The sequence below is a fragment of the Pseudomonas sp. WS 5027 genome, assembly GCF_012985695.1.
Lineage (GTDB): Bacteria > Pseudomonadota > Gammaproteobacteria > Pseudomonadales > Pseudomonadaceae > Aquipseudomonas > Aquipseudomonas hygromyciniae.
In genome coordinates, this window is the sequence record NZ_JAAQWU010000005.1 from 202,049 (window position 1) to 227,562 (window position 25,514).

Sequence of the window (25,514 nt, forward strand, 5' to 3'; positions counted from 1 at the left end):
CCGTAGAGTGATGGCTGACCTTAAAGCCAAGATGGCTTAAGCTACAGGGCCGAAAAGTGCATAAATGACTAGGCCATGATTCCTCCCTTCACCCTCGACCGAAGCCAGAGCGCGCCGATCTATCGCCAGCTTTACCTGCGGTTTCGCGAATCCATTGCCGATGGCCGCCTGCGCCCAGGGGATCGTGTGCCGGCCGTTCGCGCGTTGGCGGCGCAGTTGAACCTGGCGCGTGGGACGGTAGAAGCGGCTTACCAACTGCTGATCGGGGAGGGCTACCTGATTGCTCGGGGAGCTGCTGGGACGATTGTCACCCCGCAACTGGCTGCGGTTTCCTCGTCCATAGTCCACGCGCCGCCTGTTGCGGCGCAGTACTTGTCCAATCATAGCGGGGCGCTGCCGCTCGCACTGCAGATGGGCCTGCCCGCACTCGATGCCTTTCCCCGTAAGCTCTGGACCCGGCTGGCGGGCCGGCAATTGCGCCAGGCTGGCCTCGAGGGGCTGGTGTACCCGGACCCGCGTGGCCACGCACCCTTGCGCACGGCCATTGCCACCTACCTGGGGATTTCCCGGGGGATTACCTGCCGCCCGGAGCAGGTGTTCGTGTGCGCGGGCTATCGCGCCTGCCTGGACCTGATCAGCCACACGCTGATGCATCCCGGTGATCGCTGCTGGTTGGAAGAGCCCGGCTATTTCATGGCGCGCAACGCGTTACTGGAAGCCGGCGCGCAGTTGGTGCCGGTTGCCGTGGATGACCAGGGGTTTGACGTCGCCCAAGGCATTGCACGCTGCCCGGATGCGCGCTTTGCCGTCGTCACGCCGGCCCATCAGAGCCCGCTGGGGGTGTCGCTGTCACTGCCGCGTCGGTTGGCGCTCTTGGACTGGGCCAATCGCCAGGGCAGTTGGATCATCGAGGATGATTACGACAGTGAGTATCGCTATCAGGGCAGGCCCTTGCCCGCGCTCAAAAGCCTGGACCAGCAGGGCCGCGTGCTCTACACCGGGACCTTCAGCAAGGTGTTGTTCCCAGGCCTGCGCCTGGCCTATCTGGTGGTGCCGGATGCGCAGAGCGATGCCTTCGCCCGTCAGGCGGATCGTCTGCATAACCACTGCCCGCAACTCCTCCAGGCGACCGTCAGTGCGTTCCTCTACGAGGGGCACTTCGCACGGCACCTGAAAAAAATGCGCACCCTTTACGCCCGCCGCCGCCAGTGGTTGGTCGCGGCGCTGCAGCAACAGTTTGGCGAACGCCTGTCGATCAACCCCCAGGCCGGCGGCATGCACCTGATTGCAGGCCTGCGCGACGGCAATGATGTTGAACTGGCCCAGCGTGCCCGGGCCATTGGCATCGCTGTCGAGCCGCTGTCACAGTGGTACCTGGAGGCCACGCCCAGGCACGGGTTGGTACTGGGCTTTACCAACATCGCCACTGCTGAACAGGCGGCGACGCTGGCACGTCGATTGGCTCAGGTTTTCTAGGTTTGTGCACACGAGGGATTCAGCGCGTTCCGATGGGCCTGGTTGCTTGCAAAGTGGAGTCGATCCAGGTGTGTGAGCGTTAAACGCGGGTTCCAGCTTTTAAGATATTGGCAGCAGGCCCTGTGCTTTCAGCCATTTTCCCAAGCGCCCGCGTGCATTGTCATAAGGTGACGCGGTGTTGAACTGGATCATCCGCCCCATCGTCCAGTGCTCGTACCACGGGCATTCATACAGCTCGGCATTGTCGCGGCTCTGGATGATGGAGACGATCCGCTGCTTTGCTGTGTCGAGTCGATCCAGCAGTGGCTCAAAAGCGATGCCCTCGTAGTCGCGGTAGAACTTCTGTGCAAGCTGGCCCAACTGGTTCCACTTGAAGCCGGTGTCCGGGAAGTCTATGGCGTTGCCAGCGGCGTCTGCGTCCAGCCACTTGAGCACCAACTCGTGCCAGCCCACCAGGTAGGCGAGCAGATTGGCAACGCTCATCTGCGTTCCCTTGGCGTGTCCCTCCAGGCTGCATTCGTTGACCCGGTGCATCGGCACTTGTTTGATGACGCTGAGCAGTTTTTCGTAGCGGGTATTGATGGCATCGAGCAGCTCTTGTTTGTTTTGAGGGACCGCCATGCTTCACCTGTCATGTAAAAAAGCTAAGTCGCCAGAAATATTTCCAGCACGGGTATCCACTATTTGGGGCGAGTGACCGGCGAACTGACTATTCAGTAGCCTGGCTTTGTTGTTGTGCCTCAAACGCCTGGGCCAGAAAGTCGATCAAGGTCCGCACCGACGGTAACAGTCCACGCCGTGAAGGGAAGACGGCGCTGATCACGCCTTCGGTGGGTTGCCATTCAGGGAGCAAGCGGACCAGACGGCCATCTTTTATCTCATCCTTGACCACCGCCAACGGCAGGTTGGCGATCCCTACGCCCAGGAGCGCCGCGCTTTTCAGGGTGGGCATGTCATCGCTGATCAATCGCGGCGCGTGGCTGATCTCAGCCGTTATGCCTGCTGGCCCGCTCAGCCCCCAGACGTACTGCAGCATCGGGTTGCCCCAAGTGATGGTCGGCAGTCCTGATAAGTCGGCGGGGAGTAGGGGCAGTGGATGCTCCTGCAAAAACGCCGGGGTCGCTACCAGCACCTGGGGACTCCTGGCGAGCAACTTCATCACCAGGTCACTGCTTTCCAGGGGAGGAAAGCACAGGTTCAGTGCAATGTCATAACCCTCGCTGATCACATCGACCTTACGGTTGAAGCTCTTCACGTTGAGTTCGACGCTGGGGCACTGGGCCATGAACTGGCCCAGCATCGGCGCCACCCAGTAATTGAGCAGCGCGGTGGTGCAGCTCAGGCGAATCACTCCGCGCGGCTCTGCTTTGTTGAAGGCGATCAGTTCTTCGGCAGATTCTGCCTCGGCGGTCATTGCCACGCAGTGGCGGTAGTAGGCCAGGCCAATGTCAGTGACCTGGAATTGACGGGTGGAGCGCTGGATCAGTCGTGCCCCCAGCCGCGCTTCAAGCTGGCTGACCCGGCGGCTCAACGTTGACTTGGGCATGTTCAGCGCCCGACCGGCCGCCGCGAAGCCGCCATGCTCAACCACCTTGGCGTAGAGGAAGAGTTCATTCAGGTCGAACATGGGAGACCGTTCCATTTTTGAGATTCTGAAGTTTAATTCAACCACTACCGAGCACCTAGTGTGATGACTAAAGTGGGGCCCTGGCTTTTTCCTACAACCATCGGCGGGATACGCGAGGACTCTCAATCGGCGGGTTTTGTCAGTGAAAGTGGTTCACTTATGACGAGCTAGACTCCCAGCGCAACTAAACACCGTTGACTCTTTGCAGTGCGGCCCATTTCGGGAAGCACTTTTTACCAGGAGCTTCATGATGCCTAAACCCTACGTTCGCTTGGACAAAGACAACGCAGCTGTCCTGCTGGTTGACCATCAGGCTGGCTTGCTGTCGCTGGTCCGCGACATCGAGCCCGACAAGTTCAAGAACAACGTCCTGGCCCTGGCTGACCTGGCCAAGTACTTCAAGCTGCCGACCATCCTCACCACCAGCTTCGAAACCGGCCCCAACGGCCCCCTGGTGCCCGAGCTCAAGGCCCTGTTCCCGGACGCGCCGTACATTGCCCGCCCGGGTCAGATCAACGCCTGGGACAACGAAGACTTCGTCAAGGCCATCAAGGCCACCGGCAAGAAGCAACTGATCATCGCGGGCGTAGTGACCGAGGTGTGCGTGGCGTTCCCGGCACTCTCGGCCCTGGCCGAAGGCTATGAAGTGTTTGTGGTGACCGATGCTTCCGGCACCTTCAATGAGATGACCCAGAAATCGGCCTGGGACCGCATGTCGTCCAGCGGCGCGCAGTTGATGACTTGGTTTGGCGTGGCCTGTGAGCTGCACCGCGACTGGCGCAACGATATCGAAGGCCTGGGGGCGTTGTTCTCCAACCACATCCCGGACTATCGCAACCTGTTCACCAGCTACAACGCGCTGACCGAGGGCAAATAGCCCCCACCGCCTGTAGGCGCCGGCTTGCTGTCGAAAATCGTCAACGATAACGCGGGGAACCTGACTCCCCGTGTTGCCCTCGGGCTTTTCGCGAGCAAGCTCGCTCCTACAGTGGTGCCTGCCGGTATTCACCTAGTGTCGCCCAGGCCCAAAGCCCCTTGTAGGAGCGAGCTTGCTCGCGAAGGTCGTCAACGATAACGCGGGCAACCTGACTCCCCGCGTTGCCCTCGGGCTTTTCGCGAGCAAGCTCGCTCCTACAGTGGGCGGGGTTGGAACGTCTGTCGGTATTCACCCGGCATCGCCCTGGCCCAAATTATTTCACCGCAGGCTGGCCCACCGGCACGCGTCGCTCTTCGCTCGTCAGCAGGCGGATCAGGGGCGAGGCGATAAAGGTGCTGATAATGGCCATGATCACCAGCATGGTGAAGTACTCCTTGGGCAACACGCCCAGGTCATAGCCCACGTTAAGCACCACCAATTCCATCAGCGCCCGGGTGTTCATGCACACGCCGATCAGCGCGCTGTTGCGCGGTGTTTCGCCCAGCCAGCGGCTGGCGCCATAGGCGCCGAAAAATTTGCTGGCGAACGCCACCAGGCACACCAAAAAGCAATTGAGCAGCGCCGTGTCGCCGTTGAGTGAGCCGATGTCGGTGCGCAGGCCGGTGTAGGCAAAGAACACCGGCAGGAAAAACGCATTCACCAGGCCACTGACCTTGGCATTCCACTGTGTGACAAAGGGCCGGTGGGTGTGCAGGGCGACGCCGATGATAAAGCCGCCGATGATCGAAAATACGCCGATCAGGTTGGTAATCACCGCACTGCCAAACAGCACGATCAGCATCAGCGATATGCCCTGGGCCGACAGCGGTTTGCGCTCCAGGTCGCCGATGATCCAGCGCAGCACCAGGGGCCGCACCACCCACAGTACCAACACGATAAACACGGCCAGCGCGAGGATTCTGCCCAGGGAGGCCCACACGCTGAAGTTGGACGCGATGATCGACGTCACCCCGCCAAGGATCAGCCAACCGCACACATCATCGATGACCGCCGCGCCAATCGTCAGGGTGGCCACGCGGGAGCGGGACAGCCCCAGTTCCATGAAGATCCGCCCGAGGATCGGCAGGGCAGTGATCGACAACGCCGTGGCAAAAAACAGTTGGAAGGCCAGCAGCGGTGGCTTGTCGCCGACGATCTGTTGCCAAAAGTACTCGGCCACCAGGAAACCACTGGCAAACGGCACCAGCAGTCCACCCAGGCTGATGGCCATGATCGAGCGCTTACGCCCCTTGAGGTGGGCGCCGAATTCAAATTCCAGGCCCACCTGGAACATCAGCAGAATCAGGCCGACCTGGGCCGTGGCGACAAAGGCGGTGGAGGTTTGCGGCACAAAGATACTGCTCAGCAGTTCCGGGAAAAAATAGCCCAGCAGGCTCGGGCCCAGGACCAGTCCGGCGAGAATCTCCCCGGCCACCGGGGTTTGCCCCAGGCAGCGGGTGCTGAGCCAGGAGATCAAGCGGCTGGCGCTGAAAATCACGATCAGTTGGATCAGGAACAACAAGGTCAAGTGCTCGGCCTGGGAACCTACGGCCGATTGCCCGCCCGCAGGCGCAGGGGGTTGTAGCGTGATAGCGCTGGTGTTGGTTTGCATGGGGTGTCCTAGTGCTTGAAGTGTTAGAGCGGGGGCTTGCGCCAGCCGCCGAATTCCATTTCCAGAAAGCGCGCCGCTTCCAGTAACAACCCGTCTTGGCCCAGGCCGGCCACCAGTTGCACGGCCACCGGGCAGCCCTGGTCGAGGCGCCCGGTGGGCACGCAAAGGGCCGGAAAACCGAGAACATTGAACAGCGCGCAATAGCCGATATCGAACGGGCGCTTCAGGGCGCTGCCATGGGCCGGCGCCACGCTTGGGGTGGCCGGCAATACCAGAATGCTCTGGCCGTCGAACAGCCCGGCCAGAGCCTGCTGCAGGTGATCGCGCTGCTTCAAGAACCGCGAGAACCCCGGGTTACCCAGTCGATCGCCGCAGCTGTCCATCAGGCTGGCGAGCAGTGGGCCCTTGGAAAACTGCGGCTTGCTGGTCAGGGCGGCATACAACGCCCGTGGATAGTTCAGTGGCTGCCCATCCCCGAGGTAGTCGGCCAGGTGAATGCGGGTCTCGCACTTGAGGACGGCCAGCCAGATAAAAAAGGCGTTGGTTAAACAGCCTTCATTCCAGGCGTGTACCGCCACGCCCTGGTCGGCATAACGCTGGCCGGTCTCGATCACCGCAGCAGTCACGGCGGGCGAGACTGGCGTACCCCATTTGAGAGGGGCCGGCAGGCAGACGAATACGCGCTTGAGCGTCGTGGCCTGGGGCGGTTGTTGATAGCCCGAGTGGATATTGCGGTCGATGCCGTCGCTGCCGGCGATGACCGCCAGTACTGCGCCCAGGTCCTCTGCATACCGGCACAAGGGGCCGGCGGCGAAGTGGCTGGCAATGGCTTGGGATTCCGGCAGTGACACTCGCTGCTCATCCAGCGGCAGATGCCCGCTCAGCGGCACCAGCCCCCGCGACGGCTTCAAACCAAAGATCCCATTGAACGCCGCCGGGATGCGGATCGAGCCGCCGCCGTCGGTGCCCAGGGCAAAGGGCACGCATCCGCTGGCCACCATCACAGAGTCACCGCCGCTGCTGCCACCGGCGGTGCGTGAGGGGTCGTAGGGGTTGAGTGTGCGGCCATACACCAGATTGTCCGTTTCGGGCCACAGCGCCATCTCTGCCTGATTGCCCAGGGCCAGCGGGATAGCGCCGGCTGCCATCAGCCGCGTGGCGACCGTGGCGGTGCTGCGGGCGCGGGTGTTGCTGCGCAGGCGTGAACCGCAGGTCTTGGGCTGCCCCGCAAGACCCAGGCCTTCCTTCATGGAGAAGGGCACACCGTGCAAGCGCCCCAATGGCCGACCCTTGAGCACATCCTCTTCGGCCCGGCGGGCGGCGTCGCGGGCCGCCTCGAACAGGTCGACCGCCATGGCATTGCATAGCGGCTGGACCTGCTCCAGGCGCGCAATGCACTGCTCGATCAGCTCCACCGGCGATATCTGCTTGCCGCGGATCAGCCACGCCAGTTGCACGGCACTCAGTTCCAGCAGGTCTGCCCGGACCTGCGCCATGCCGTTCATCCGCGACGTACCAGGTCGAGGAAGCCACCTTCCTTGCCAAACGGCGACTTGAGCAGCTCCGGCGACTCGCCATATTTGTAGAACAGAGAAGGCCGCAGACGCAGGACCGCAGCCCGCGCCAGGTCCTGCACGACGCCACAGCCATGGCGCAGCAACAACGTGAGGTGACGCGCGGACAGCGACCACTTGACCATTTTCATCAGCCGCACCCGCAGCAGGGCCGAACGCAAGTAGTAGTTGGACGCGTAGATCGGCCGTGCGCGGTTTTCCGCCTTGTACAGGTCGAAGTTGATGGTGCGCGAGTAGAGGTTGGGCATCATCGTCGGGCTCAAGCCCGGGTTGGAGCGGCGGATCTCTTGCAGCAGGCAGGCAAACGGCAGGGGCGACGGTTGCATCTCGCGGGTGTAGCGCGGCAGCAGGTCAGCAAACTGCTGGGCCTGATGACCATCGAGAAAATCCCCGGTCATGTACATCGGTAGCACCACATGGAAGTACGCCATGTTGGCGAACAGCAGGGTCCAGCCCATCATGAACGGGTCGTCCATCACCTCGTACCACTTGCTCCAGGTGTCCTGCAGGGCCAGTTGCGCCTGGATGTGTGATTCCAGGCAATTGACGTAGGCGGGGGTCAGGCTGCCGTGGATATCCTTCTCGATCATCGCCGCGACTTGCGGGATCTGCTGCGCCACATAGGCCAGCCCGGCGCTGTTGGCCGGGTCGAAGGTAAAGGCCGCGTCGCCCAGCAGGAACCAGCCCTCGGTCGAGTAGTATTGCCGCGCCTCGTACATGTAGTTGTGCATGGCCTGGGTATCGACCAGTTGGCCCGACTCGATCAACTCGGTAATCACCGGATGGTCGGCCATGACCTTTTCCTTGAAGGCCTCCAGGGTGCTGATTTTCTGCTCGATCATGTCCGGCCGGTAGGTGATGCCGATGCTGATCATCTCGTTGCCGTCATCGCTGCGCATCGGGATCATCCAGATCCAGTAGCCCTTGCCATAAAAATGATGAGTCACGTAGTACGGGTCGTAGCAATGATGCTTGTCCTTGTGCGCGGTGATGCTGGACAAGATGCTGCGGTCGAAGTCCTTGAGCCTGAGCCAGAAGGTGCTGCGCTGGTACGTGGCCTCTTTGTGCAGCTTGAGCTTTTTCGCCATGAAGCGATTGCGGCCGGTGGCGTCCACTACCCAATCGGCGGTCAGTTGCTGTTGCTCATCGGCGGCGCTGCGCAGGGTCAGCAGGTGGGTGGCGTGCTCACCGGCATTGAGGTCGACGGCGGTGACATCGGCCTCAATCATGTGGATCTGGTGATCACCGACAATCTGGCGCAGGTCCTTGTCGAAGCTGAAACGGTTGAGGTTGTAGGCCGGCATGCGGATCACGCCCGGTGCCTCGTGCACCACGTAGTTGCGGCACTCGGGGTTGTTGCGCAGCTTCAGGTAATAGGTCAGGCCGTACTTGTGGTAGTGCTTTTCTTCCAGCAGGCGCCCCAGCCCCAGGCCCTTGAAGAAGTGGGTGGTCAACTCGACCGTGGACTCGCCGACGATCGGGCGCTTGCGGTCCGGGCGCCCGATCAGGATGACTTCGACACCCGGTAGCCTTTTTTTGAAGTACAGCGCGGCCAGGTGACCGGCTACGCCGGCCCCCATGATTGCGATTCGTTTCATGTCGTCAGTCCCTGAACAAGTGGGTTCGCCAAAGGCGTGGCTGCCTTCGGCGAGGGTTGCCGGTTATGCGCGGCTGGCGGCCGTGATCAATTGCTGTGGCTCTACCCGTTGCGAGTAGTCCACGTTGACGAAGGCGGCGCGGATCAGCCCGTCCTGGCCAATCACAAAGGCGCTGGCCATGGGCAAGGTCAGGGCGTCGGAGCCGTTGAACTGCGCGAGGTCGGCGCCCAGGGAGCGGTAGACCTCAGCCAGTTCGTCTTCGAGCTTGAATACGATGCCGTACTGGCGCGCCAGTTGGTTGTCGGCATCGCTGAGCAACAGGTATTCGATGCCGAGGGCCTCGCGGGTCTTGTGCGAGAACTCTGGCGTTTGTGGCGACACCGCCACCAGGGTGGCACCCGAGGCGGCCAGGTCCGCGACCATCTGCTGGTAGGCGGTCAACGCCTGGCCGCAAAAGGGGCACCACAGGCCTCGGTAGAACACCAGCACCAATGGGCCTTTATCCAGCAGTTGGCGCAGGTCCACATCCTGTTCGTCAGCATCCTTGAGCACCGCCAGGGGCGCCTTGTCGTTGGCCTTCAGGGCCTTGTCGACCAGATGGCTGTCGAGCAGCGTCTGCAGTGACGCCTGGAACTTGTGCAGGACCTCGGCAGGCAACTGGGCCATCTGGTCCTTGACGGTTTGTAGCTTGTCCTTGAGCGACATGGGTGACTCCTGTTCACGTCTATTGAGAAAGGCTGCGGGTAGCCCGGGTAAAAATCCTGGTGGCGGCCTTGCCGCTGGGTGGGTGGCGCTCGAACAAATGCTGCACCCATTCCGGGCGGGTCTTGCTGGCGTCGTTGATCCAGTTGGCCACCGAGTCCTGGGCGTATTTGTCGGTTTCATCGAGCATGGCAATCAGCAACGGTTCGGCCATCTGCGGTTCGGTTTTGAGCGAGGCGATGTGTTCACACCAGACCCCACGCGGGCGCAGGATTTCAACGCAGAAACGGCGGATCAGCGGGTCATCGCTGCGGGCATGGCGGCGTAGCAGTTCCAGCGCGCCCGTCAGGTCCTGGACCAGCAGCGGTCGCAAGGCAATCCAGGCCCATTCGCGCACGCCAAAATGTGGGTCGGTGGCGAACCGGAACTGGCTCAGCAAAGCCTGTTCCAGTTCGCTGTTGCGTTGGCAATAGGCATTGGCAAAGGCCGCCCAACTGCGCACGGTGTCCGACGGATGCTCCAGCAGCAGGCCCCAGGTCTGCTCGCGCAGGGGTAGGGCGGCGCTTTCCAGCCACTGCCCCAGCGCCAGGCCCAGAGCGGCGACTTTCTTGGAGATGCCCAGGGCCTGGCCGGCCTGGGCTGCGTTGCGCAGTGCTTGCGCCAGGGACGGCTCCAACTGCGCGCCAAGGGCCGTTGCCAGCGCTATCTGGTCAACGGCCAGGCATTCGCCCAGATTGCGGGTGGCCAGGCGGCCCTGGTCGATCAGGTCTTTGCGTTCTTCACTCATATCGATACCACCGACGCGGTCTTGGCCTGGTCAGGCGTTGGGTTTGCGGCGCAGTAGCGCCCCGGTGAAAGTAGGTTGTCCGGATCCAGTGCTGTCTTGATCCGCGCCCCAAGCTGCCAGGCAGGCCCCTGGGAGTCGGTCAACAAGTGCATGAAGCGGGTGGGCACGCGATACGGCAATACGCCCTGTGCCTTGCCGTGGGCGAACAGCTGGCGATAGCACTCATGGGCGCGGTTCGACGCCTGGGCATCGGCACGGTCGAACAGCAGTGGCACTGTGCAGTCGATGGCACGGCTCGACAGGCTGGTCAGCGTCACCGGGCAAGGCATTTGCTGCTGGCGGCAACGACGCTCCATGGCGCGCACAAAGTCGGCGACCTCTTGGATCTTCAGCGGCAGGATCGGGGCGTACCAGATCAGCCCGCAGTTATCTCGCGCAGGGTTCAGTGGCGCATCGGGCAGCGGCTTGGCGCCGGCGGTGTAGGCCAGCGGTAGGGCCACTTCGCTGGGTTGGCCTTCCATCAGGTCGATGCCTTGCAGCATTTTGTCCAGGGTCCGCTGCCAGCGCCGCGACCAGCCGCCGGGCAGATGGCCCAGCAGGCGCCTGACCGCAGTCAATTGACCCCGGGTCTTGAACAGCGATTTGCTGGCGAAAGCCTCAAGTTCACGGCTGATCATGCGTTTGAGCGGGGCGTGCTGGGCCTTCTGGCAATAGATCGAACCCACGCCCATCCACGCGGGCAGGCCCAGGGCATCGGCGGCGGCCCGTTGCTGCGCTTCACTCAGGCCCACCACCTGGGCGTTCTCACTGGCCATGGTCAACAGCCGCGTACGGTTCATCAGGTTGATGCCGCCGATCTGCCCGGGGGCCAGGTCCAGCATGCGCTTGATACCTGCCAAGGCTGCTTCCAGCCCTTGTTCTTCATCCACCCAGAAATAGAACGGCTGGATAACTTCTGGCTTGCGCACCAGGGCAATCGACATTTGCGTCACCACGCCCAGCCCGCTTTGGCTGAACAGGCCGTCCAGGTACGGCCCCACACCCCATTTGAAGCAGGGCGCGGTGACCCCCAGGGCCATTGGCGAGCGGTACAGCGTCCCGTCGGCCAGCACCGCTTCGATGCCGAGTACCGCCTGAAAGTGGTCGGTATGGGGGGTGATGCCAAAACCGCGCTCCAGTGCATTGCCCAGCACGCTGCAGGTCGGGCCCGCGCCGGTGACGGGTGTCAGCCACGGCAGGTTGTGTTCCTGCAGATAGCGGGCGAGGTCGCCCTGGGTCACCCCAGGCTCAAGGGTCACTACCGACAGTTCTTCATCGAACCCCAGAATCCGGTCCATCCCGGACAAGTCCATCAACACACAGTGGGCGTCGGTGGTCGAGGCGCTGCCGTAGCCCCAGTTGTGTCCGGTGCTGATCGGATGCACGGCAACCCCATAGCGCCGCGCGATCTCCATGCACGCCGACACTTGCTCGGTGGAGCGCGGCGCAATCACCACCCTGGCATACGCGGGGGAGCACATGGTGTCTTGCCCGAAACGCTCGATGCTTGCCGGGTCGACGCGCACACCCGCGTCACCGAGCACCTCGCGCCATTGCTGCTGGGCAAGTGTCAGGTGGGCGGGCTCAAAAGGCACTGGCCAAGCCTCCCAGGCGCAGGAACAGGCGCAACTGGTTCACATCCGCCTGGCGACTGGCGGGCAGCGCGCTGTAGCGGCGGCGGAACTCAGGCTTCATTACTTTCACGCAGCGCCGCTTGGGCGTACGAATCACCATCATCAACGGGCTGAACGCGGTGCTGTAGACCTTGGCGCACGGGCCCAGGTAACTGGCGGCCAGGGTCTGGAACTCTTCCAGCGAGAACGCCGCGAGCAGTGAGTTGCGATAGTCCAGCAGGGTATCCGCGTCCGCGCCGTCGCTGGCGCGTTCGACAAAGTAGTCGACGGACTCGATGCTTTTCAGGCGCCCGAAGTCATTCAGGTAAATCGCCCGGTCATTGCGCAGTACCCGGGAGATATTGCGAAAAGTGCCTTCCAGCTGGCCGAGGTTTTCCAGGTGATGCAGGGCCATCGACGAGATCACCACATCCACGCTGCGGTCAGCGATCATGCTGAGCCGGGTCATGTCATCTTCAATCAGCTGTACATTGTCGATGCCTTGTTGGTGACACGCTTCACGCGCCACCTCGAGCATATTCTGCGACAGGTCCATGCCGATGAATTCGGCCCGTGGGTTGAGCCGTGCGACTTGCAGCAACAGGGCTGCCGGGCCGCAGCCGATGTCCAGCACCACATCGCCGGGCTTGATCAGCGCGCACATCTGCGCACAGTGATAAAGGTGGGTGCCGGACAAGGCCTGGCCCTGGGCGGCACTGTCGGCATAAGACGCCACACTCTGCTGTTCCTCCATGACCAAGGCCGGTTCGGGTATGCGCTCGAACGGTTGCTTGATCGTTATTTCCCTGAATATCGCGCGCAGCAATCCGCTGTCCATACTGCTTCCTCCATGAAATGACGTTTGAACGTGCTTACGCCAGGGCCAGTGCTCGCTGGACCCGTGGCGACAGGTTTCGGCCGTGCACGCCACAGCGCGCCATATGGGTCAGCACTTCTTGTGCGTCCCAGCGGCGTACGCTGCCGGTGGCGGGCAGGCGGATATGGGCGTAGTCACTGCGGCAGAAAAAATCGAAGAAATGCGTGCGCTGGCCTTCGACGGCAAACCCCAGGGCAGGGCGCTGATAAGCCTGCTGGAAAATTGCCGGCGCGTTGCCCAGATCCAGACACAAGGGCAGCGACAGGGCGTTGTTTAGCTTGGTGTAGGGCTGCACCCGGCCCATGGGGGAAAAGAACAATACATTGCGATAAAACGCCCCCGCCCGCGGATGCACGGCGATCAGCAGCCGCTGTACCCCGCGAAAATGCATGGCCCAGCGAAACATCGCGTTGTAGAGCATCAAGGGCACCCCTTTGCCCCGATAACCTGCGGCCACCGCCAGAGTGCCGACCTCTGCCAGCCGGCCGCCGGCCAGGCGCTGCATGACGACCTCGTTGCCATGGACTTCTTCCAGGGGCAAACCGAGCATGGAATCTTCGATCAACGAGACGGTGCCGACGATCTGTTGATCCTTGATCGCCACAAAGGTGGTGGTGCCCGGCAACAGGTGGAACGCCGAAAAGCGCATGCCGGCCCGGCACACCGTGGAGATACCGCGCCGTGCATAGCTGTCGTTGACCAGGCGCAAGGCCTCTTCCAGTTCGAACAGGCTTTGCACCGGGCGAAACTCAAAGCCTTCGATGGCCAGGGGGTGACGGGCGATACGCTTGATAAACAAGCGCCGGTAAAGCGTGGGAGGGATGTAGCGTTCCAGGGAAACCACGCTGTGGCGGATGACATCGACGCCACTGTGGATCCGTGGCTTCCTGCCGAAATTGGTCATCACTCGTTGACTGTGCAGCATCAAACACCTCCTTGTGTGACTACCGCGATTGAAGCAATTGAACCCCGGGCCTAATGCTCATCCGGCAGTTGCTGGGACAGCGCGTGGCTGGCCGAGATGCAATAGATCGACTCGGACAACGCCTGGCGCTGCTCAAGGCTCAAGCCCTGGATGATGCCGCTGATCCAATCGGTGTGTTCGGCAAACACCTCATCGACCACGCGCTTGCCGTCGGCAGTTAGCGTGATGATCAGCTTGCGTCGGTCGGTCGGGTCGGTCTTGCGCTTGATAAACCCGTCGCCCTGCAGCCCATCGAGCAAGCCGGTGACGGTGCCGGTGGTAATCGACAGACGCGTCGCCAACTCCAGGGGCGACAGCTTCCCGCCGGCGCTCTTGAGGGTGAGCATGATGACGAAGCGGCCCTCCGACAGGTTGTAGCGAGCCAGGCGGATGGCACACACACGATTGATCGCGGCCGCGGCCGACAGCAGCTCGAAGCACAGCTTGACGCTGTCCCTGACCTCGGCTGGCACCCCATCAAGCTCGCGGAGCATGATGTGGTGTTTGTTCTCTAAAATATTCATAAGGCGCAGTTTATCTTGGCGCCTTACTAAGTCAACATTTTGTTTATTTGGCGAGGCGCGCCGCTGTCAGTGCGCGCTGGGGTACAGCGTAATCAGCCCGCCGTATCAGGCTCCGGCGCCTCTGTGCGCGGCTTGCTCACGGACCGGCTGGCCAACAACCCCAGCTCAAACAGAACCCACATCGGCACCGCCAGCATGGTTTGCGAAAACACGTCCGGTGGGGTCAGCAGCATGCCCACCACAAAGCAGCCGACGATCACATACGGCCGGCTTTTTTGCAGGGTCTGCACGTCCGTGATCCCGGCCCAGATCACCAGAAAGGTGGCCACCGGGATTTCAAATGCCAGGCCGAACGCCAGCAATAGCGCGAGGATGAAATCCAGGTACAGGGCGATATCGGTCATCATCGCCACGCCATCCGGAGTCACGCTGGTAAAGAAGCCGAACATCATCGGGAACACTAGGAAAAACGCAAACGCCATGCCCGCGTAAAACAGCACCACACTGGCGGCCAGCAACCAGGCGGCGGTGCGGCGTTCCTGGCGGTACACTGCCGGCGCAATCATGCCCCAGGCCTGGTGCAGCAACAGCGGCATGCTGATGAACAGGGCGATCATCATGGTCAACTTGAGCGGCGCCAGAAACGGCGAGGTCACCCCGGTGGCGATCATGGTTGCGCCGCTGGGCAGGAAGTCGCGCAACGGTTGCGAGACAAAGCTGTACAGTTGCTGGGCAAAAGGGAAGAGGGCGCAAAACACCAGGAGGATCGCCAGGACGCAGCGCACCAGGCGCGAGCGCAACCGGGTCAGGTGGCCCGTCACCGACAGACGCGGGGTAGGCAAGGGCAGGTCGCTCATGGGGCAGGTTGTCCTGGGGAAGTGGTGGTTTCTGGTGGCGGTGCGGCGTCCAGGCGGATGCCGTCGCGCAGTTGCTGCTCCAGTTGCCGCAAGGGTTGCTGATCGATGCTCTGCAACAGGTGTTCGTGGTCCAGTTCCTGAGTGACCTGGGCCTTGAGCGTATTCATCGCCCGCTTGGCGCGGCCCAGCCACAGCCCGGCATTGCGCGCGGCAATCGGCAGGCGCTCGGGGCCCAACACCAGCAGGGCCACCAGGCCCACCAGCAGCAGTTCGCTAAAACCGATATCGAACATCAGTGTTTGCTGTCTGCAGATCGCTGAGGCTCGGCTTGCACCTCAAGGCTGGTCTTTTCTGCCGTCTGGGCGCCAGTTTCGTTGCCCATGGAGGAGCGAAAACCCTTGATGGCCTCACCCACATCGCTGCCCAGGCCCTTGAGGCGCCGGGTACCGAACAGCATCACCACGATCAGCAGCACGATGACCAGTTGCCAAATCCCTATACCACCCATACCGACACTCCAAGCCATTGATTTGAAATATGAAGGCGCAGTTTGCCGAGGCTTTATGACGGAGCGGTGACGTTTTTGCGGGAATTGTGTGAGCCTGCCACCTGGTTGAAACATCCGGTGTGTTGACTGTCGCCAGGTTCTACATAAAAGGCGGCGGGGCAATGGATAAGAAGCGGCAGCAGGGCGCGGCGTTGTTGATGGTGCTGGTGGCCCTGGCCATGCTCGCGGGCGGCATGGCCTGGATGGTCGAGCAGGGGCGCCAGCAGGTCGATAGCGTGCGTTTGGTGCAGCAGCGCGTACAGGCGCGGGCGATCGAACGGGCGGCACTGGCCTTTACCGAACAGGCCCTGCAAGACCCGTTGTGGCGCGCCAGCCCATTGTTCTGGCAGGCCATGCGCGGGCAACCGTTGGCTTATGACTTCAAGGGTGGCAAGGCAAGCATCCAGATTCGCGACCTGCACACCTGTTTCAACGTCAACGCCCTGATCGGCCCGGAAGCCGAACGTGCCCAGCGTCAGTTGGTGCATCTGCTGGGCGCCGACATGGCCGCCGAGCGCTTGGCCCAGACCCTGGCCGACTGGCTTGACGCCGACCAACAGACCCGCCTGCAAGGTGCCGAAAGCAACGAATACCTGCGTCAATCACCACCGCGCCTGGCGGCCAATCAACGCATGCGCGATATCAGCGAGCTGAACCTGCTGGCGGTGCCCGACGCGCTACGGGCCGTGCGCTACCCGCAGCTATGCAGCCTGGACGAGACCGCTGGCTGGCGGCTGAACGCCAATGCACTGAACCTGGACATGCTCCCGCTGCTGGATGCGTTGTATGAAGGTGAGGTCTCGCGTTCGGTGCTGACCCGGCTGATTAGCGCCCGCCCGGCAGGGGGTTATCGTGATGCGGGCGAACTGCGCCAGGCCCTGGGGGCGGTGGATGATGCGATGTTCGAGCGGCTGAGCGAAGGATTGCAGCTCAACGGTGACCACTTCCTGTTGCAACTGGAGGTTGACCTGGATGGCCAGCGCTTTCGCAGCCAGTACCGTGTCGAAGCCCTGGGCGTGGTGAAATGGCATGCGCGGGTGCCGGCGCAGGGCATGCTGTTGCGCTCGCGGGAGCCGTTGCCACTATGAAAAGCCCACCCATTATTACGTTCGTCGGTTATTAACTCGTCTGTGTGTGGAACGTCTATACCTCAGTTAAGTAAGCATCATCGATTCAAAGAACGGACCCTGCGCTTGCGTTCGCTCGCTCAACTCGATCTGGAAGAGAGCCTGCGGGGTAGTCGTAAATTTTTGCATAGGGCTTAAAAAGACTAATTAGGACAGTCTTATGCGCGCTCTTATGCCCTGCATCACCTATCTTCTTACGCTGTGTCTTTTCTGGGTTGGCCATGCAGTCGCCGGCTCGTCCCCACCTCTTGTAGTCGTACACATCGACCCGGTCTTCGGCCCCATCTGTGCCGGGCCTTTAGGACCGGGGCCTTGCGATGATGTCCGGCGCTTCATCAAGGTCCAACAGCTTGCCGCAACGATCAACTTACCCGTGGTCGGTATGGATCCCTATTTTGGGCCCATCTGCAATGGGCCACTTGGGAATGCAACCTGCCAGCAAATCGCATGGTTCCTGGCAGTGCGCCAAGTTGCTGCGCAAGAGTTCCAGCTGCAACAAGTCGGCAACGTGTGTGTGGGGCCGTTCGGACCTGCGCCTTGTGAAGCGCTGCGCGATTACTTGATGCAGGCGCAGCTCGGCGTTGATCCCAACCAGCAGATAGATCCCAGGGCAGTGCGGGTGGTAGGAACCCCAGGGGATCAGAATGGCGGGCCTTTGTGCCAGGGACCTTTTGGTCAGATACCGTGCACGCTTGCCGGGCAATCGAGCCTAGATCGAATGGGCGTCTTACCTGCGCCCGGTTCGTTTGTGTTGCCGGCAGGGGTGAGCGACCCTGCGAAAATTGCCGCTGCGTGTGCCAGGCAGGTGAAGGTTGATGTGGCTGCGTTTGCCATATGCACTGGCCAGAAGATCGTTCTCCCGGCCAACCAGCAGGCTCTGCTTGATTGCGCCGTCAAGTCCAACGACACCCAAAGGTTCGCCTATTGTGCAGCGCCAAAACTGGGCATCAAGATTTCTGCTGATCAACGCAAGCTTGTTGGTTGCGCAATGGGCGCAAATGGAAGCGAAGAGCAATTCAAAGCGTGCGTGGGTTCAGCGCTGGTGGACAGAGCTCTGAACAGCGACGAGAAGGCGATACTGAACTGTGCCTCGAACGCAAACAGTGACCCCGCAAAGTTCGCGACATGTGCGTCAACGCGTGTCTTTTCCCAGGAGCAGAAAGCGGTGGTTGATTGCGCTGTCGAGTCTGCGGATGCAGCCGCGTTCGCCAGCTGCGCAGCGCCCAACGTGGGCATAAAAATGTCCGACGAGCAACGGATCCTGGCCCGCTGCGCCATGCAGAGCCGTGGTGACATCGACGACGTTGCCGCCTGTGCGGGCTCTGCTTTTGTGGGTAATAGTCTGGGCCCCAATGAGCAGGCAGTACTCAATTGCGCGGCCAGTTCCGCGGGGGATACTTCAAAATTTGCAAGCTGTTCAGCCAACAAGCTGTTGGGGGGCAAGTTAAGTCGGGAGCAGCAGGTTGCAATACAGTGCGCGGCGCAGGCACAGGGTGATATTTCCCTGGCGGCGACTTGCGCAGGCGCCAATATGTTCAAGATGCAGCTCAATCCAGAACAGCAAATTGCGGTCCAGTGCATCGTTTCTAGTGGGGGGCAGCCCTACGCGGCAGCTGGCTGCATGGCGTCCCGGCTCACCGTGCGGGAACTTACCAAGTGCCTTGCTGATGGTGTCGGAGGTGATGGCTGTTTTGGCGACTCCAATGATCTAGTCGGTCGAAACGGCTGGGTCGCTCGCAACATGGGGCAGATTGCTGGCGGCTCCGGTTCAGTGATTAATAATCCTGATCAGATATGGGGCGGCGACAACTCGTTTGTAAGGCATCCCCATCAGATTTTGGGGGGATCAAATTCTTTCGCCAGAAACCCGGGCCAGTTCTGGGGTGGGAACAACTCGATCTTCAACAACCCGGGGCAATTGCTTCCAAAGCCAAGGCCGCTTCAGGTTGGGTCGGTGGCTGGCAAACGCATCTGTCTGCCTTGGTGTTAAGGAGAACAACATGCCTTTTCTTAGAGATACGTTGGTTGCGCTGACATTGGTTGCCAGCACTATTGCGATGGCGAGCGCGGATACGCTGAAGTTCGAAGGCGTTGCTGCAATCGCCGCAGGAGCGATAAACCCACCGAATCCTGTAGAGGGTTGTAATCGCGCAAAGCAGGACGCTGAGCAGAAGGCGGTGAATGCGGGGACGAAGGGACTGGCGTCCTGGGACCGGCTTAGCGTCGACAGTGACTGTTCGTTATCCCCGCAAGGTGCTACTGGAGTGGGTTTCTTTTATATCTTCAAAGCACGTGGAAACTTCATAAAGTAAAGTCGCTACCTTGTGGCGAGCGGGCAAGCTCGCTCGCCACAAGTACGTGGCTACATCACTATCAGATCGCCAATTCCCCCCCATCGGCCCGCTGGATCACTACCGTAGACGCACGAGGGCGTACTTTGCCGACCGTGACGTCAGTCGCCACGCCGGTGGACGGCCAGTTATCCGGGTGCTGGATGTTGACGAACACCGTCTTGTTATCCGGGGTAAAGGTCACCCCAGTCACTTCCGAACCATTAGGCCCGACGAAGAAGCGGCGCAGGTCGGCCTGGTTCTGGGCGTTGACCGGCACTTGCTTGCCCTGGGCGTCGACCATGTTGGTGGGGATCACCACCAGCATCTGGTCGTTGGTGTAGTCAGTCAGGGTTTTTTCGCCGTTGTCGGTCTGGATCCACATCACGCCACGGCTGTCGAAGGTCATGCCGTCCGGGCTGGCGAACTGGTTCAGGGTGGTCAGGCCGGAGCGGTTGAGGTCCGGGCTGCCAGCAGCGTTGGCGCCAAACACAAAGATGTCCCAGGTGAACGACACCTGGTTATCGGCGTCATGCCAGCGAATGATGTGCCCGTGTTTGTTGTTCACCCGTGGGTTGGCGGGGTTGGCCACCGTGCGGCTGGTGTTGTTGGTGAGCGTCAGGTAGACGTCGCCATTGAGTGGGTTGACCGAGGTCCACTCCGGGCGATCCATCGGCGTGGCGCCCACGGCATCGGCTGCACCGCGGGTGTTGAGGATGATCCCCGGCAGGTTGGTGAATTTCGCGCCCAGGGTGCTGCCATCGGTGGTGCTGGTGGCCACGTCCAACAGCAGCCAGTTACCACTACCATCGGCGTTGAAGCGCGCCACGTAGAGTTTGCCGCTGTCCATGTACTTGGCGCCGGTGGCCAGGCGATCACTGGGGTTGGCGTCTGCCGGGTCCCACAACGCGGTGGAGACGAATTTGTAGAGGTACTCGTTTTGCGAGTCGTCGCCGCTGTAGAACACCACTGGCTTGCCAGCGGTGGTCAGGCCCGGCCAGCAACCTTCGTGGCGGAAGCGCCCGAGTGCGGTGCGTTTCACCGCACGGGTCGAGGCGTTGTACGGGTCGATCTCGACGATGTAGCCGTAGGTGCTGGCTTCGTTGCGGTAATCGTCGGTCGCGGTGGCGCCGCTTGGGGTCACGTTGAAGCGGCTGAACTCGCCGTTCACTTCGCTCGGGTCACCCGCGACACTTTCCCAACGATAGTTGCCGTTGCCGGTACCCACGCCGATGCGCACCTGGTCTGCCGGGCGGGCGCCACTTTTGTTGACGAAAATCCCAGGCCAGTTTTCTTCGCAGGTCAGGTAGGTGCCCCACGGGGTGTAGCCGTTACCACAGTTATTGTTGGTGCCGCGGGTCTGGGTGCCGGTCGGCGAGAATTTGGTTTTTACGTGATCGGTGCCTTTCATCGGGCCCGCCAGGTCCATGACGGTGGCGGTGGTGAAACGACGGTTCAGTGGGTCGTTTTCTATCACCTGCCAACGGCCATTGACCTTGGTGATGCGCATCACACCGGCGCCGTGGGCGTTGATCTCTTTGCGCACTTCTTCAACCGGACGAACACCGCCAACCAGGGTCGGGCCAGCCGGGTGCAAGGCTTGCGCGTCGATGTATTCGTGGTTGATGGCCAGCAAGCCATCAGTGGAGCTGCCATTGATGGGGAAGAAGTGCATGCCGTCATGGTGCATGCCCACCGAGTTGGCCTGGTCGGTGGAGGTGTTGCTGCCGTCGCTTTTCCACGGGGCTGCGTTGCTGTTCAGCGGCGTACCCCACGGGGCCAGCACGTGGGCGGTGTAGCCGGCGGCCACGGTGCAGGCATCGGTGAGTGAGCCTGGGATCGAGTTGAAGCCTAGCTTCAGCGCAGGTTTTGGCGGCTGGGTAGGCGTGTCGTTGTCTGAACCGCCGCCGCTGTCAAAGCAGCCCGTCAGGCCGGTGCCGGCAATCATGGCGATCGCGGCACCGAGCCCGCCCCGTACCACACTGCGGCGGCTCAGGTAGGCAGTGAGTACCGATTCCATCGGCTCATTGAGGCTCAGGTTGCGATTCTGGTTGTCGCCAGTCTCTCGACTCATTTCATCAGGTCCTTTGTAGATCACGATTTTTGAAAGGAGCCCGAACTCTAAGAGTCGAATGTGATGATTCGCGGTCGGTTTTGTTAAAAATGTATTTAATTGTATTTCTTTTATTTCCTTTTGTTACAAGGGCGCATATTTCACTCCTGTTAAAAAACTGACATTAAACCGTCATTAATTGACCCCCACTATGCCGCCCTTAAAGCAGAGTTAGCCCTAGGGTGAGAGAACAATGGCTTCAATGGTGCGGCGCGATGTATTGGGATGGATGACGCTGGGCGCCTGTGCGCCGTGGCTGGCCGGCTGCTCTAGCCTGGGGGCTGCGGCGGGGCCTGCGGACAGCCAGCCGGTCGACCTGCTGTATATCGCCGACACCCTCGATGCACGCCTGCCAGGTCGCCCGGTGGTACCCGCCACACGCCTGGGGCCGGCGACACGGATCGGCCAAGCGCCGTGGATCACCGGGCCCAATGCGCGTTTTCGCCAAGCCGATGGCAGCCAGTTGGACGGCCTGCTGGATGCCTCCTTAAGTGACAGCGTACAAACCGGCGGCTATGCGGTACTCGGCGCGGTGCTGCAACGCCTGCGTGATGAAGCCGGGCATGAGAATAGCCTGACCCTGGAAAACGGCCAGTGCTGGAACGGCAGCGGCCTGGCTTACCTGACTCGGGGCCTGTCCGGGGTCCAGGGCAGCCAGTTGCTTGGCAGCGAGGTACGGGTCAGCAGCGATGAGCGGGTGCTATGGCCCGAACAATGCCAGGGCCTCTATCAGCAATTCGGTCATCCGGTGCTGGGCGCCGGCTTGGCCAACGCCAGTGCGCAACGCCTGGCCACCCCGGGGATGCAGGTGTTCCGCCGCGGTGGTGTGCGGATTGCCGTAGTTGGCATCACCGATCCTTATGCGCGGGACCAGCAAGCTTCCTTGAAGCAATGGTTGCAGAGCCTGCAACCGGTGCTCATCCAAGCCCGTGAAGAAGCCGACCTGGTGGTGGCCCTGGCCGATGTCGGCACCGGGCCGGGGTTCTGGCTGGCTGAGCGCCTGAGTCAGGTGGACTTGATGTTGTGCGCTCGTGGCCAGGACCTGTGGCCGCAACCGGTGGAGATCCTGCAAAGTTCCGGCAAGCGCGTCCCGGTGGTGCTGGGTGGGACGCGGGCCAGCGGCGCCTTCCGCATCCGCTGCCAGGCGCAGGCGGGGCAATGGCGTTTCGATGCGCGCTTCTTTGCGGCCCAGGCCAGTGCGTTGGACGCTACTGCCCAGGCCCACGCCCAGCGTCTGCAACCGCGCCTGCAACAACAGCGAGCTGCCCACGCGGCCTGGCTCGACCAACCCCTGGCCAAGGCCCCGGAAAACCTCTGGCGCCGTGATGTGCGCGGCGGTAGCTGGGATCGCCTGTTGCACCAGGCCCTGGCCCGCGAGCCCAAGAGCGCGGTGCTGCTGCCGGGGCTGCGCTATGACAGTCCCTTGGCGCGCGGCCAGATGATTACCCGCGAACACTTGATTAGCCTCAGCGCCAGCTACCCAGCGCCGGTGGTCGATGTACCGGCGCAGCAGGTGCGCCAGGTCCTGGAAAACGGCGCCGAGCAACTGTTTGGCGAGCCGCTGCTGTTGGATAACAGCCAGGACCTGCCGCGCTGGCTCGGCCAGCCCTGGCAGGTCACCTATAGCCCAGGCGGCAAAAGGGTCAGTGAGTTTGCCGAACCGGTGGGCACCTGCCGCACCTTTGGCCTGGGCTTTGCCGCCGATGCCGGGCAACCGTTGTGGCAACACCTTGAAGGTTGGTTGCGCGAGCAGCCGGCGGATTGGCAACTGGCGCCATTGCAATTGCCCGAAGTGCGCTACGTGCAGGGGCACCCGGGATGGCATCCACGGAGCCAGGTCAGTTGAACCGGGCAGGCAGCCTGTTCAACGTGCTGCTGGTTACGTTGGTGGCCTGGCTCGCGGCGCAATGCGTGCTGCAACTGTGGCACGGGATCGCGCAGCCGATCGCGTCCAACCCGACCCCGGCGCCGGTCGCCGACCTATTGAGTAGCCATTGGACACCCCGCCAAGCGCCCAGCGACGACCTGCCGTTGACCACGCTCAAGGTCGATTACCTGGGCAGCCTCAAGGCCACGCCTTTGCGCGCCACGGTGCTGGTCCTGCGCTTTGCGCAGCAAGAACGCACGCTGACCCTGGGGCAGCGCCTGGCCCCGGGCATCGTCTTGCAGGACATCGATGAACGCGGGCTGATTTTCGACAATCAAGGGCAGCGCGAGCGCCTGCCATGGCCGACTGAGCGCCCGGTGATCGGCCTCAAGCGCAAGGAATGAACCGACGATGCACATGATCAATAAATGCCTGGGCCTGAGCGCATTGTGCCTGGCCCTGAGCGTGAACCCGGTCCGCGCCGAAGAAGCGCCGGCCTTGTATGAAGTGAACTTCATCGATACTGAACTCACGGACTTTATCGACAGCGTGTCGCGCATCACCAACACCACCTTCATCATCGACCCACGGGTCAAAGGCAAGGTCACGGTGCGCAGCCTGGACATGCTCGGTAGCGAGGCTATCTACGATATTTTCCTCGCTCAGTTGCGGGCCCAGGGCTTTGCCGCCGTCAACCTGCCCAATGGCAGCGTGAAGATCGTGCCGGACCAGGCCGCACGCCTGGAGCCGGTGCCGGTGGAGTCGGCGCGCCAGGCTGTGCAAGCCAACGATGGCATGGCCACCCGGGTATTCAGCGTGCGCAACGCCGCCAGTGAACAGATGCTCAATATTCTCAAGCCGCTGATCGATCCTCGGGTCGGGGTGATCAGCCCATACCCGTCGGCCAACTTGCTGGTGATCACCGACTGGCGCAGCAACCTCGACCGTATCGACGCCCTGTTGCAGCAACTCGACCAGGTCAGCCAGGAGCCCCTGGAAGTAATGCCCCTGGTCAACGCCAGCGCCAACGACACCGCGCAATTGATGACCCGCTTGCTGGCCCGCGAGCAGGGCGCCGATGGCGCGCAGGTGGTGGCCGACCCGCGCAGCAACGCCTTGCTGGTACGCGGCAGTGCCGACAGCCGCCAACGGGTACGCGCGCTGCTCAAGCAATTGGACCAGCCACAAAATGCCTTGCGCCCGTCGAACACCGTGGTGATGTACCTGCGCCACGCCAATGCCGCCGAAGTGGTCAAGGTGCTGCGCGGCTTGAGCCAGGACACCCCCGGCGCCGGTGGCGAGGGCGTGGCCGGGGAAGGCGCGCCCAAGCAGATGGCGGCCAGCGCCTCGGGGATTCGCATGGAGTCGGAGGAGGGCACCAATGCCGTGGTGATGGTCGGCCCGGACAGCGAAATCGCCGCCTACCGCACCATCGTCGAACAACTGGATATCCGCCGTGCCCAGGTGGTGGTGGAGGCGATCATTGCCGAAGTCTCCGACACCCGTGCCCAGGAACTGGGGGTGCAATGGTTGTTTTTGGGTGACTCGTTTGGCGGCGGCGCGGTGAACTTTACCAATGGCGGGACGAGCATCGCCGGCCTGGCCGGGGCCGCTGCCAGTGGTGACACGGCTGGCCTGGGCAAGCTGTTGGCCAATGTGCCCGGCGCCACCGCAGGCTTTGGCAAGCTCAACGGCGGCGGGCTGAACTTCCTTGCGCTGCTCAACGCACTGAAGAGCGAAAGCGGCTTCAACCTGCTCTCGACCCCGACCCTGCTGACCCTGGATAACGCCGAGGCGTCGATCCTGGTGGGCCAGGAAGTGCCCTTTGTGACGGGCTCGGTAACGCAGAACAACACCAACCCCTACCAGACCATCGAGCGCAAGGAAGTGGGGATCAAGCTGCGGATCAAGCCGCAGATCAATATCGACAACACCGTGCGCCTGGACATCGTGCAAGAGGTCTCGTCGATTGCCGAAAGCACCGGTGCCAGCGATGTAATCACCAACAAGCGCGAGATCAAGACCAAGGTCATGGTCGAAGACAATGGCCTGGTGGTGCTCGGTGGGCTGATCGGCGACGAGGCCAAGAACAGTGACCAGCGTGTGCCGTGGCTCGGTGACATCCCGGGGATAGGGCGGCTGTTTCGCTCCAACGCCAGCCAGCGCACCAAGCAGAACCTGATGGTATTTATCCGCCCGCGGATCATGCGCGACGGCGAGACCCTGGCCCAGTTGAGCAGCGAGAAGTACCGCAACCTCAAGGTCAATTCGAACCTGGCATTACCTGCAATCTCCGATAACAACGCCTTGCTGCGCCTGTTCCCGGCCAGCCGCGAACGCCTGGACGAGGGCGTGTGGTGAGTA

At 62.0% G+C, this 25,514-nt stretch carries 23 protein-coding genes and 2 pseudogenes; 10 read left to right on the plus strand and 15 right to left on the minus strand.

Annotated features, from left to right (window positions below; all coding sequences use genetic code 11):
• Positions 1-75: 75 nt before the first annotated feature.
• The gene (locus HBO09_RS08905) at positions 76-1,476 is read left to right on the plus strand and encodes a PLP-dependent aminotransferase family protein (RefSeq protein ID WP_169992955.1); all 1,401 of its coding nucleotides are present in this window, start codon (positions 76-78) and stop codon (positions 1,474-1,476) included.
• Positions 1,477-1,575: 99 nt separating this feature from the next.
• On the opposite strand, the gene HBO09_RS08910 is transcribed toward HBO09_RS08905, so the two are convergent.
• Positions 1,576-2,097: a ClbS/DfsB family four-helix bundle protein gene (locus HBO09_RS08910; protein ID WP_169992953.1), complete on the minus strand. Its 522-nt coding sequence runs from the start codon at positions 2,095-2,097 to the stop codon at positions 1,576-1,578.
• A gap of 88 nt (positions 2,098-2,185) precedes the next feature.
• A complete protein-coding gene (locus HBO09_RS08915; protein ID WP_169992951.1) occupies positions 2,186-3,103 on the minus strand; it encodes a LysR substrate-binding domain-containing protein in 918 nt (305 codons plus the stop codon).
• Between the two features lie 250 nt (positions 3,104-3,353).
• Here HBO09_RS08915 and ycaC point away from each other — a divergent pair, with 250 nt between their 5' ends.
• The 3 genes and pseudogenes from ycaC to HBO09_RS28865 form a co-directional block, all read left to right on the plus strand.
• Positions 3,354-3,980, plus strand: coding sequence for an isochorismate family cysteine hydrolase YcaC (gene ycaC / locus HBO09_RS08920; protein WP_169992949.1), 627 nt, complete (start codon positions 3,354-3,356; stop codon positions 3,978-3,980).
• 24 nt (positions 3,981-4,004) lie between these two features.
• A pseudogene (locus tag HBO09_RS28860) lies at positions 4,005-4,094 on the plus strand (outer membrane lipoprotein carrier protein LolA); the annotation flags it as partial.
• A 58-nt stretch (positions 4,095-4,152) separates the two neighbouring features.
• Positions 4,153-4,242 (plus strand): annotated as a pseudogene (locus tag HBO09_RS28865) (outer membrane lipoprotein carrier protein LolA); the annotation flags it as partial.
• 51 nt (positions 4,243-4,293) lie between these two features.
• Here the strand turns inward: HBO09_RS28865 and HBO09_RS08925 are convergent.
• From HBO09_RS08925 to tatA, 12 genes are all read right to left on the minus strand, one after another.
• On the minus strand, positions 4,294-5,631 hold the full coding sequence (locus tag HBO09_RS08925; protein WP_169992947.1) for a cation:proton antiporter: 1,338 nt from the start codon (positions 5,629-5,631) through the stop codon (positions 4,294-4,296).
• Positions 5,632-5,654: 23 nt separating this feature from the next.
• Positions 5,655-7,127 carry an amidase gene (locus tag HBO09_RS08930; RefSeq protein ID WP_262381202.1) on the minus strand — a complete coding sequence of 491 codons (1,473 nt, stop codon included), beginning with the start codon at positions 7,125-7,127 and terminating at the stop codon, positions 5,655-5,657.
• Positions 7,128-7,132: 5 nt separating this feature from the next.
• The gene (locus HBO09_RS08935) at positions 7,133-8,803 is read right to left on the minus strand and encodes a tryptophan 7-halogenase (RefSeq protein WP_169992943.1); all 1,671 of its coding nucleotides are present in this window, start codon (positions 8,801-8,803) and stop codon (positions 7,133-7,135) included.
• Positions 8,804-8,866: 63 nt separating this feature from the next.
• A complete protein-coding gene (locus HBO09_RS08940) occupies positions 8,867-9,508 on the minus strand; it encodes a peroxiredoxin-like family protein (RefSeq protein ID WP_169992940.1) in 642 nt (213 codons plus the stop codon).
• A 19-nt stretch (positions 9,509-9,527) separates the two neighbouring features.
• On the minus strand, positions 9,528-10,292 hold the full coding sequence (locus HBO09_RS08945) for a hypothetical protein (protein WP_169992938.1): 765 nt from the start codon (positions 10,290-10,292) through the stop codon (positions 9,528-9,530).
• Positions 10,289-11,926 carry an FAD-binding oxidoreductase gene (locus HBO09_RS08950; RefSeq protein WP_169992936.1) on the minus strand — a complete coding sequence of 546 codons (1,638 nt, stop codon included), beginning with the start codon at positions 11,924-11,926 and terminating at the stop codon, positions 10,289-10,291. The genes HBO09_RS08945 and HBO09_RS08950 overlap by 4 nt, the downstream gene beginning before the upstream one ends.
• Positions 11,916-12,782 carry a class I SAM-dependent methyltransferase gene (locus HBO09_RS08955; RefSeq protein WP_169992934.1) on the minus strand — a complete coding sequence of 289 codons (867 nt, stop codon included), beginning with the start codon at positions 12,780-12,782 and terminating at the stop codon, positions 11,916-11,918. Before HBO09_RS08955 ends, HBO09_RS08950 begins: the two co-directional genes overlap by 11 nt.
• A 34-nt stretch (positions 12,783-12,816) precedes the next feature.
• A complete protein-coding gene (locus HBO09_RS08960) occupies positions 12,817-13,746 on the minus strand; it encodes a GNAT family N-acetyltransferase (protein WP_169992932.1) in 930 nt (309 codons plus the stop codon).
• A gap of 50 nt (positions 13,747-13,796) precedes the next feature.
• Positions 13,797-14,309, minus strand: coding sequence for a MarR family transcriptional regulator (locus HBO09_RS08965; protein ID WP_169992930.1), 513 nt, complete (start codon positions 14,307-14,309; stop codon positions 13,797-13,799).
• 92 nt (positions 14,310-14,401) lie between these two features.
• Positions 14,402-15,166 carry a twin-arginine translocase subunit TatC gene (tatC, locus tag HBO09_RS08970; protein WP_169992928.1) on the minus strand — a complete coding sequence of 255 codons (765 nt, stop codon included), beginning with the start codon at positions 15,164-15,166 and terminating at the stop codon, positions 14,402-14,404.
• On the minus strand, positions 15,163-15,459 hold the full coding sequence (tatB, locus tag HBO09_RS08975) for a Sec-independent protein translocase protein TatB (protein ID WP_169992926.1): 297 nt from the start codon (positions 15,457-15,459) through the stop codon (positions 15,163-15,165). The genes tatC and tatB overlap by 4 nt, the downstream gene beginning before the upstream one ends.
• A complete protein-coding gene (gene tatA / locus HBO09_RS29175; protein WP_169992924.1) occupies positions 15,459-15,674 on the minus strand; it encodes a twin-arginine translocase TatA/TatE family subunit in 216 nt (71 codons plus the stop codon). The genes tatB and tatA overlap by 1 nt, the downstream gene beginning before the upstream one ends.
• Before the next feature lie 161 nt (positions 15,675-15,835).
• On the opposite strand from tatA, the gene gspK reads away from it, so the two are divergent.
• The 3 genes from gspK (at position 15,836) to HBO09_RS08995 (ending at position 19,152) form a co-directional block, all read left to right on the plus strand.
• The gene (gene gspK, locus HBO09_RS08985) at positions 15,836-16,801 is read left to right on the plus strand and encodes a type II secretion system minor pseudopilin GspK (protein ID WP_169992922.1); all 966 of its coding nucleotides are present in this window, start codon (positions 15,836-15,838) and stop codon (positions 16,799-16,801) included.
• A gap of 199 nt (positions 16,802-17,000) precedes the next feature.
• Positions 17,001-18,830 carry a hypothetical protein gene (locus HBO09_RS08990; RefSeq protein ID WP_169992920.1) on the plus strand — a complete coding sequence of 610 codons (1,830 nt, stop codon included), beginning with the start codon at positions 17,001-17,003 and terminating at the stop codon, positions 18,828-18,830.
• Positions 18,831-18,840: 10 nt separating this feature from the next.
• Positions 18,841-19,152, plus strand: a complete 312-nt coding sequence (locus tag HBO09_RS08995) for a hypothetical protein (protein WP_169992918.1) — start codon at positions 18,841-18,843, stop codon at positions 19,150-19,152.
• A 61-nt stretch (positions 19,153-19,213) separates the two neighbouring features.
• On the opposite strand, the gene HBO09_RS09000 is transcribed toward HBO09_RS08995, so the two are convergent.
• Positions 19,214-21,244, minus strand: a complete 2,031-nt coding sequence (locus tag HBO09_RS09000) for a PhoX family phosphatase (protein ID WP_169992916.1) — start codon at positions 21,242-21,244, stop codon at positions 19,214-19,216.
• 232 nt (positions 21,245-21,476) lie between these two features.
• Between HBO09_RS09000 and HBO09_RS09005 the strand changes: the two genes are divergently transcribed.
• The 3 genes from HBO09_RS09005 to gspD are packed head-to-tail and all read left to right on the plus strand — an operon-like array spanning position 21,477 to position 25,511.
• Complete coding sequence (locus tag HBO09_RS09005; RefSeq protein WP_169992914.1) at positions 21,477-23,129, plus strand: lipoprotein UxpA; 1,653 nt, start codon at positions 21,477-21,479, stop codon at positions 23,127-23,129.
• Positions 23,102-23,554 (plus strand): pilus assembly protein PilZ, encoded by a 453-nt coding sequence (locus tag HBO09_RS09010; RefSeq protein ID WP_169992912.1) that lies wholly within the window; start codon positions 23,102-23,104, stop codon positions 23,552-23,554. Before HBO09_RS09005 ends, HBO09_RS09010 begins: the two co-directional genes overlap by 28 nt.
• Before the next feature lie 13 nt (positions 23,555-23,567).
• Positions 23,568-25,511 carry a type II secretion system secretin GspD gene (gene gspD / locus HBO09_RS09015; RefSeq protein ID WP_169993235.1) on the plus strand — a complete coding sequence of 648 codons (1,944 nt, stop codon included), beginning with the start codon at positions 23,568-23,570 and terminating at the stop codon, positions 25,509-25,511.
• Positions 25,512-25,514 lie beyond the last annotated feature (3 nt).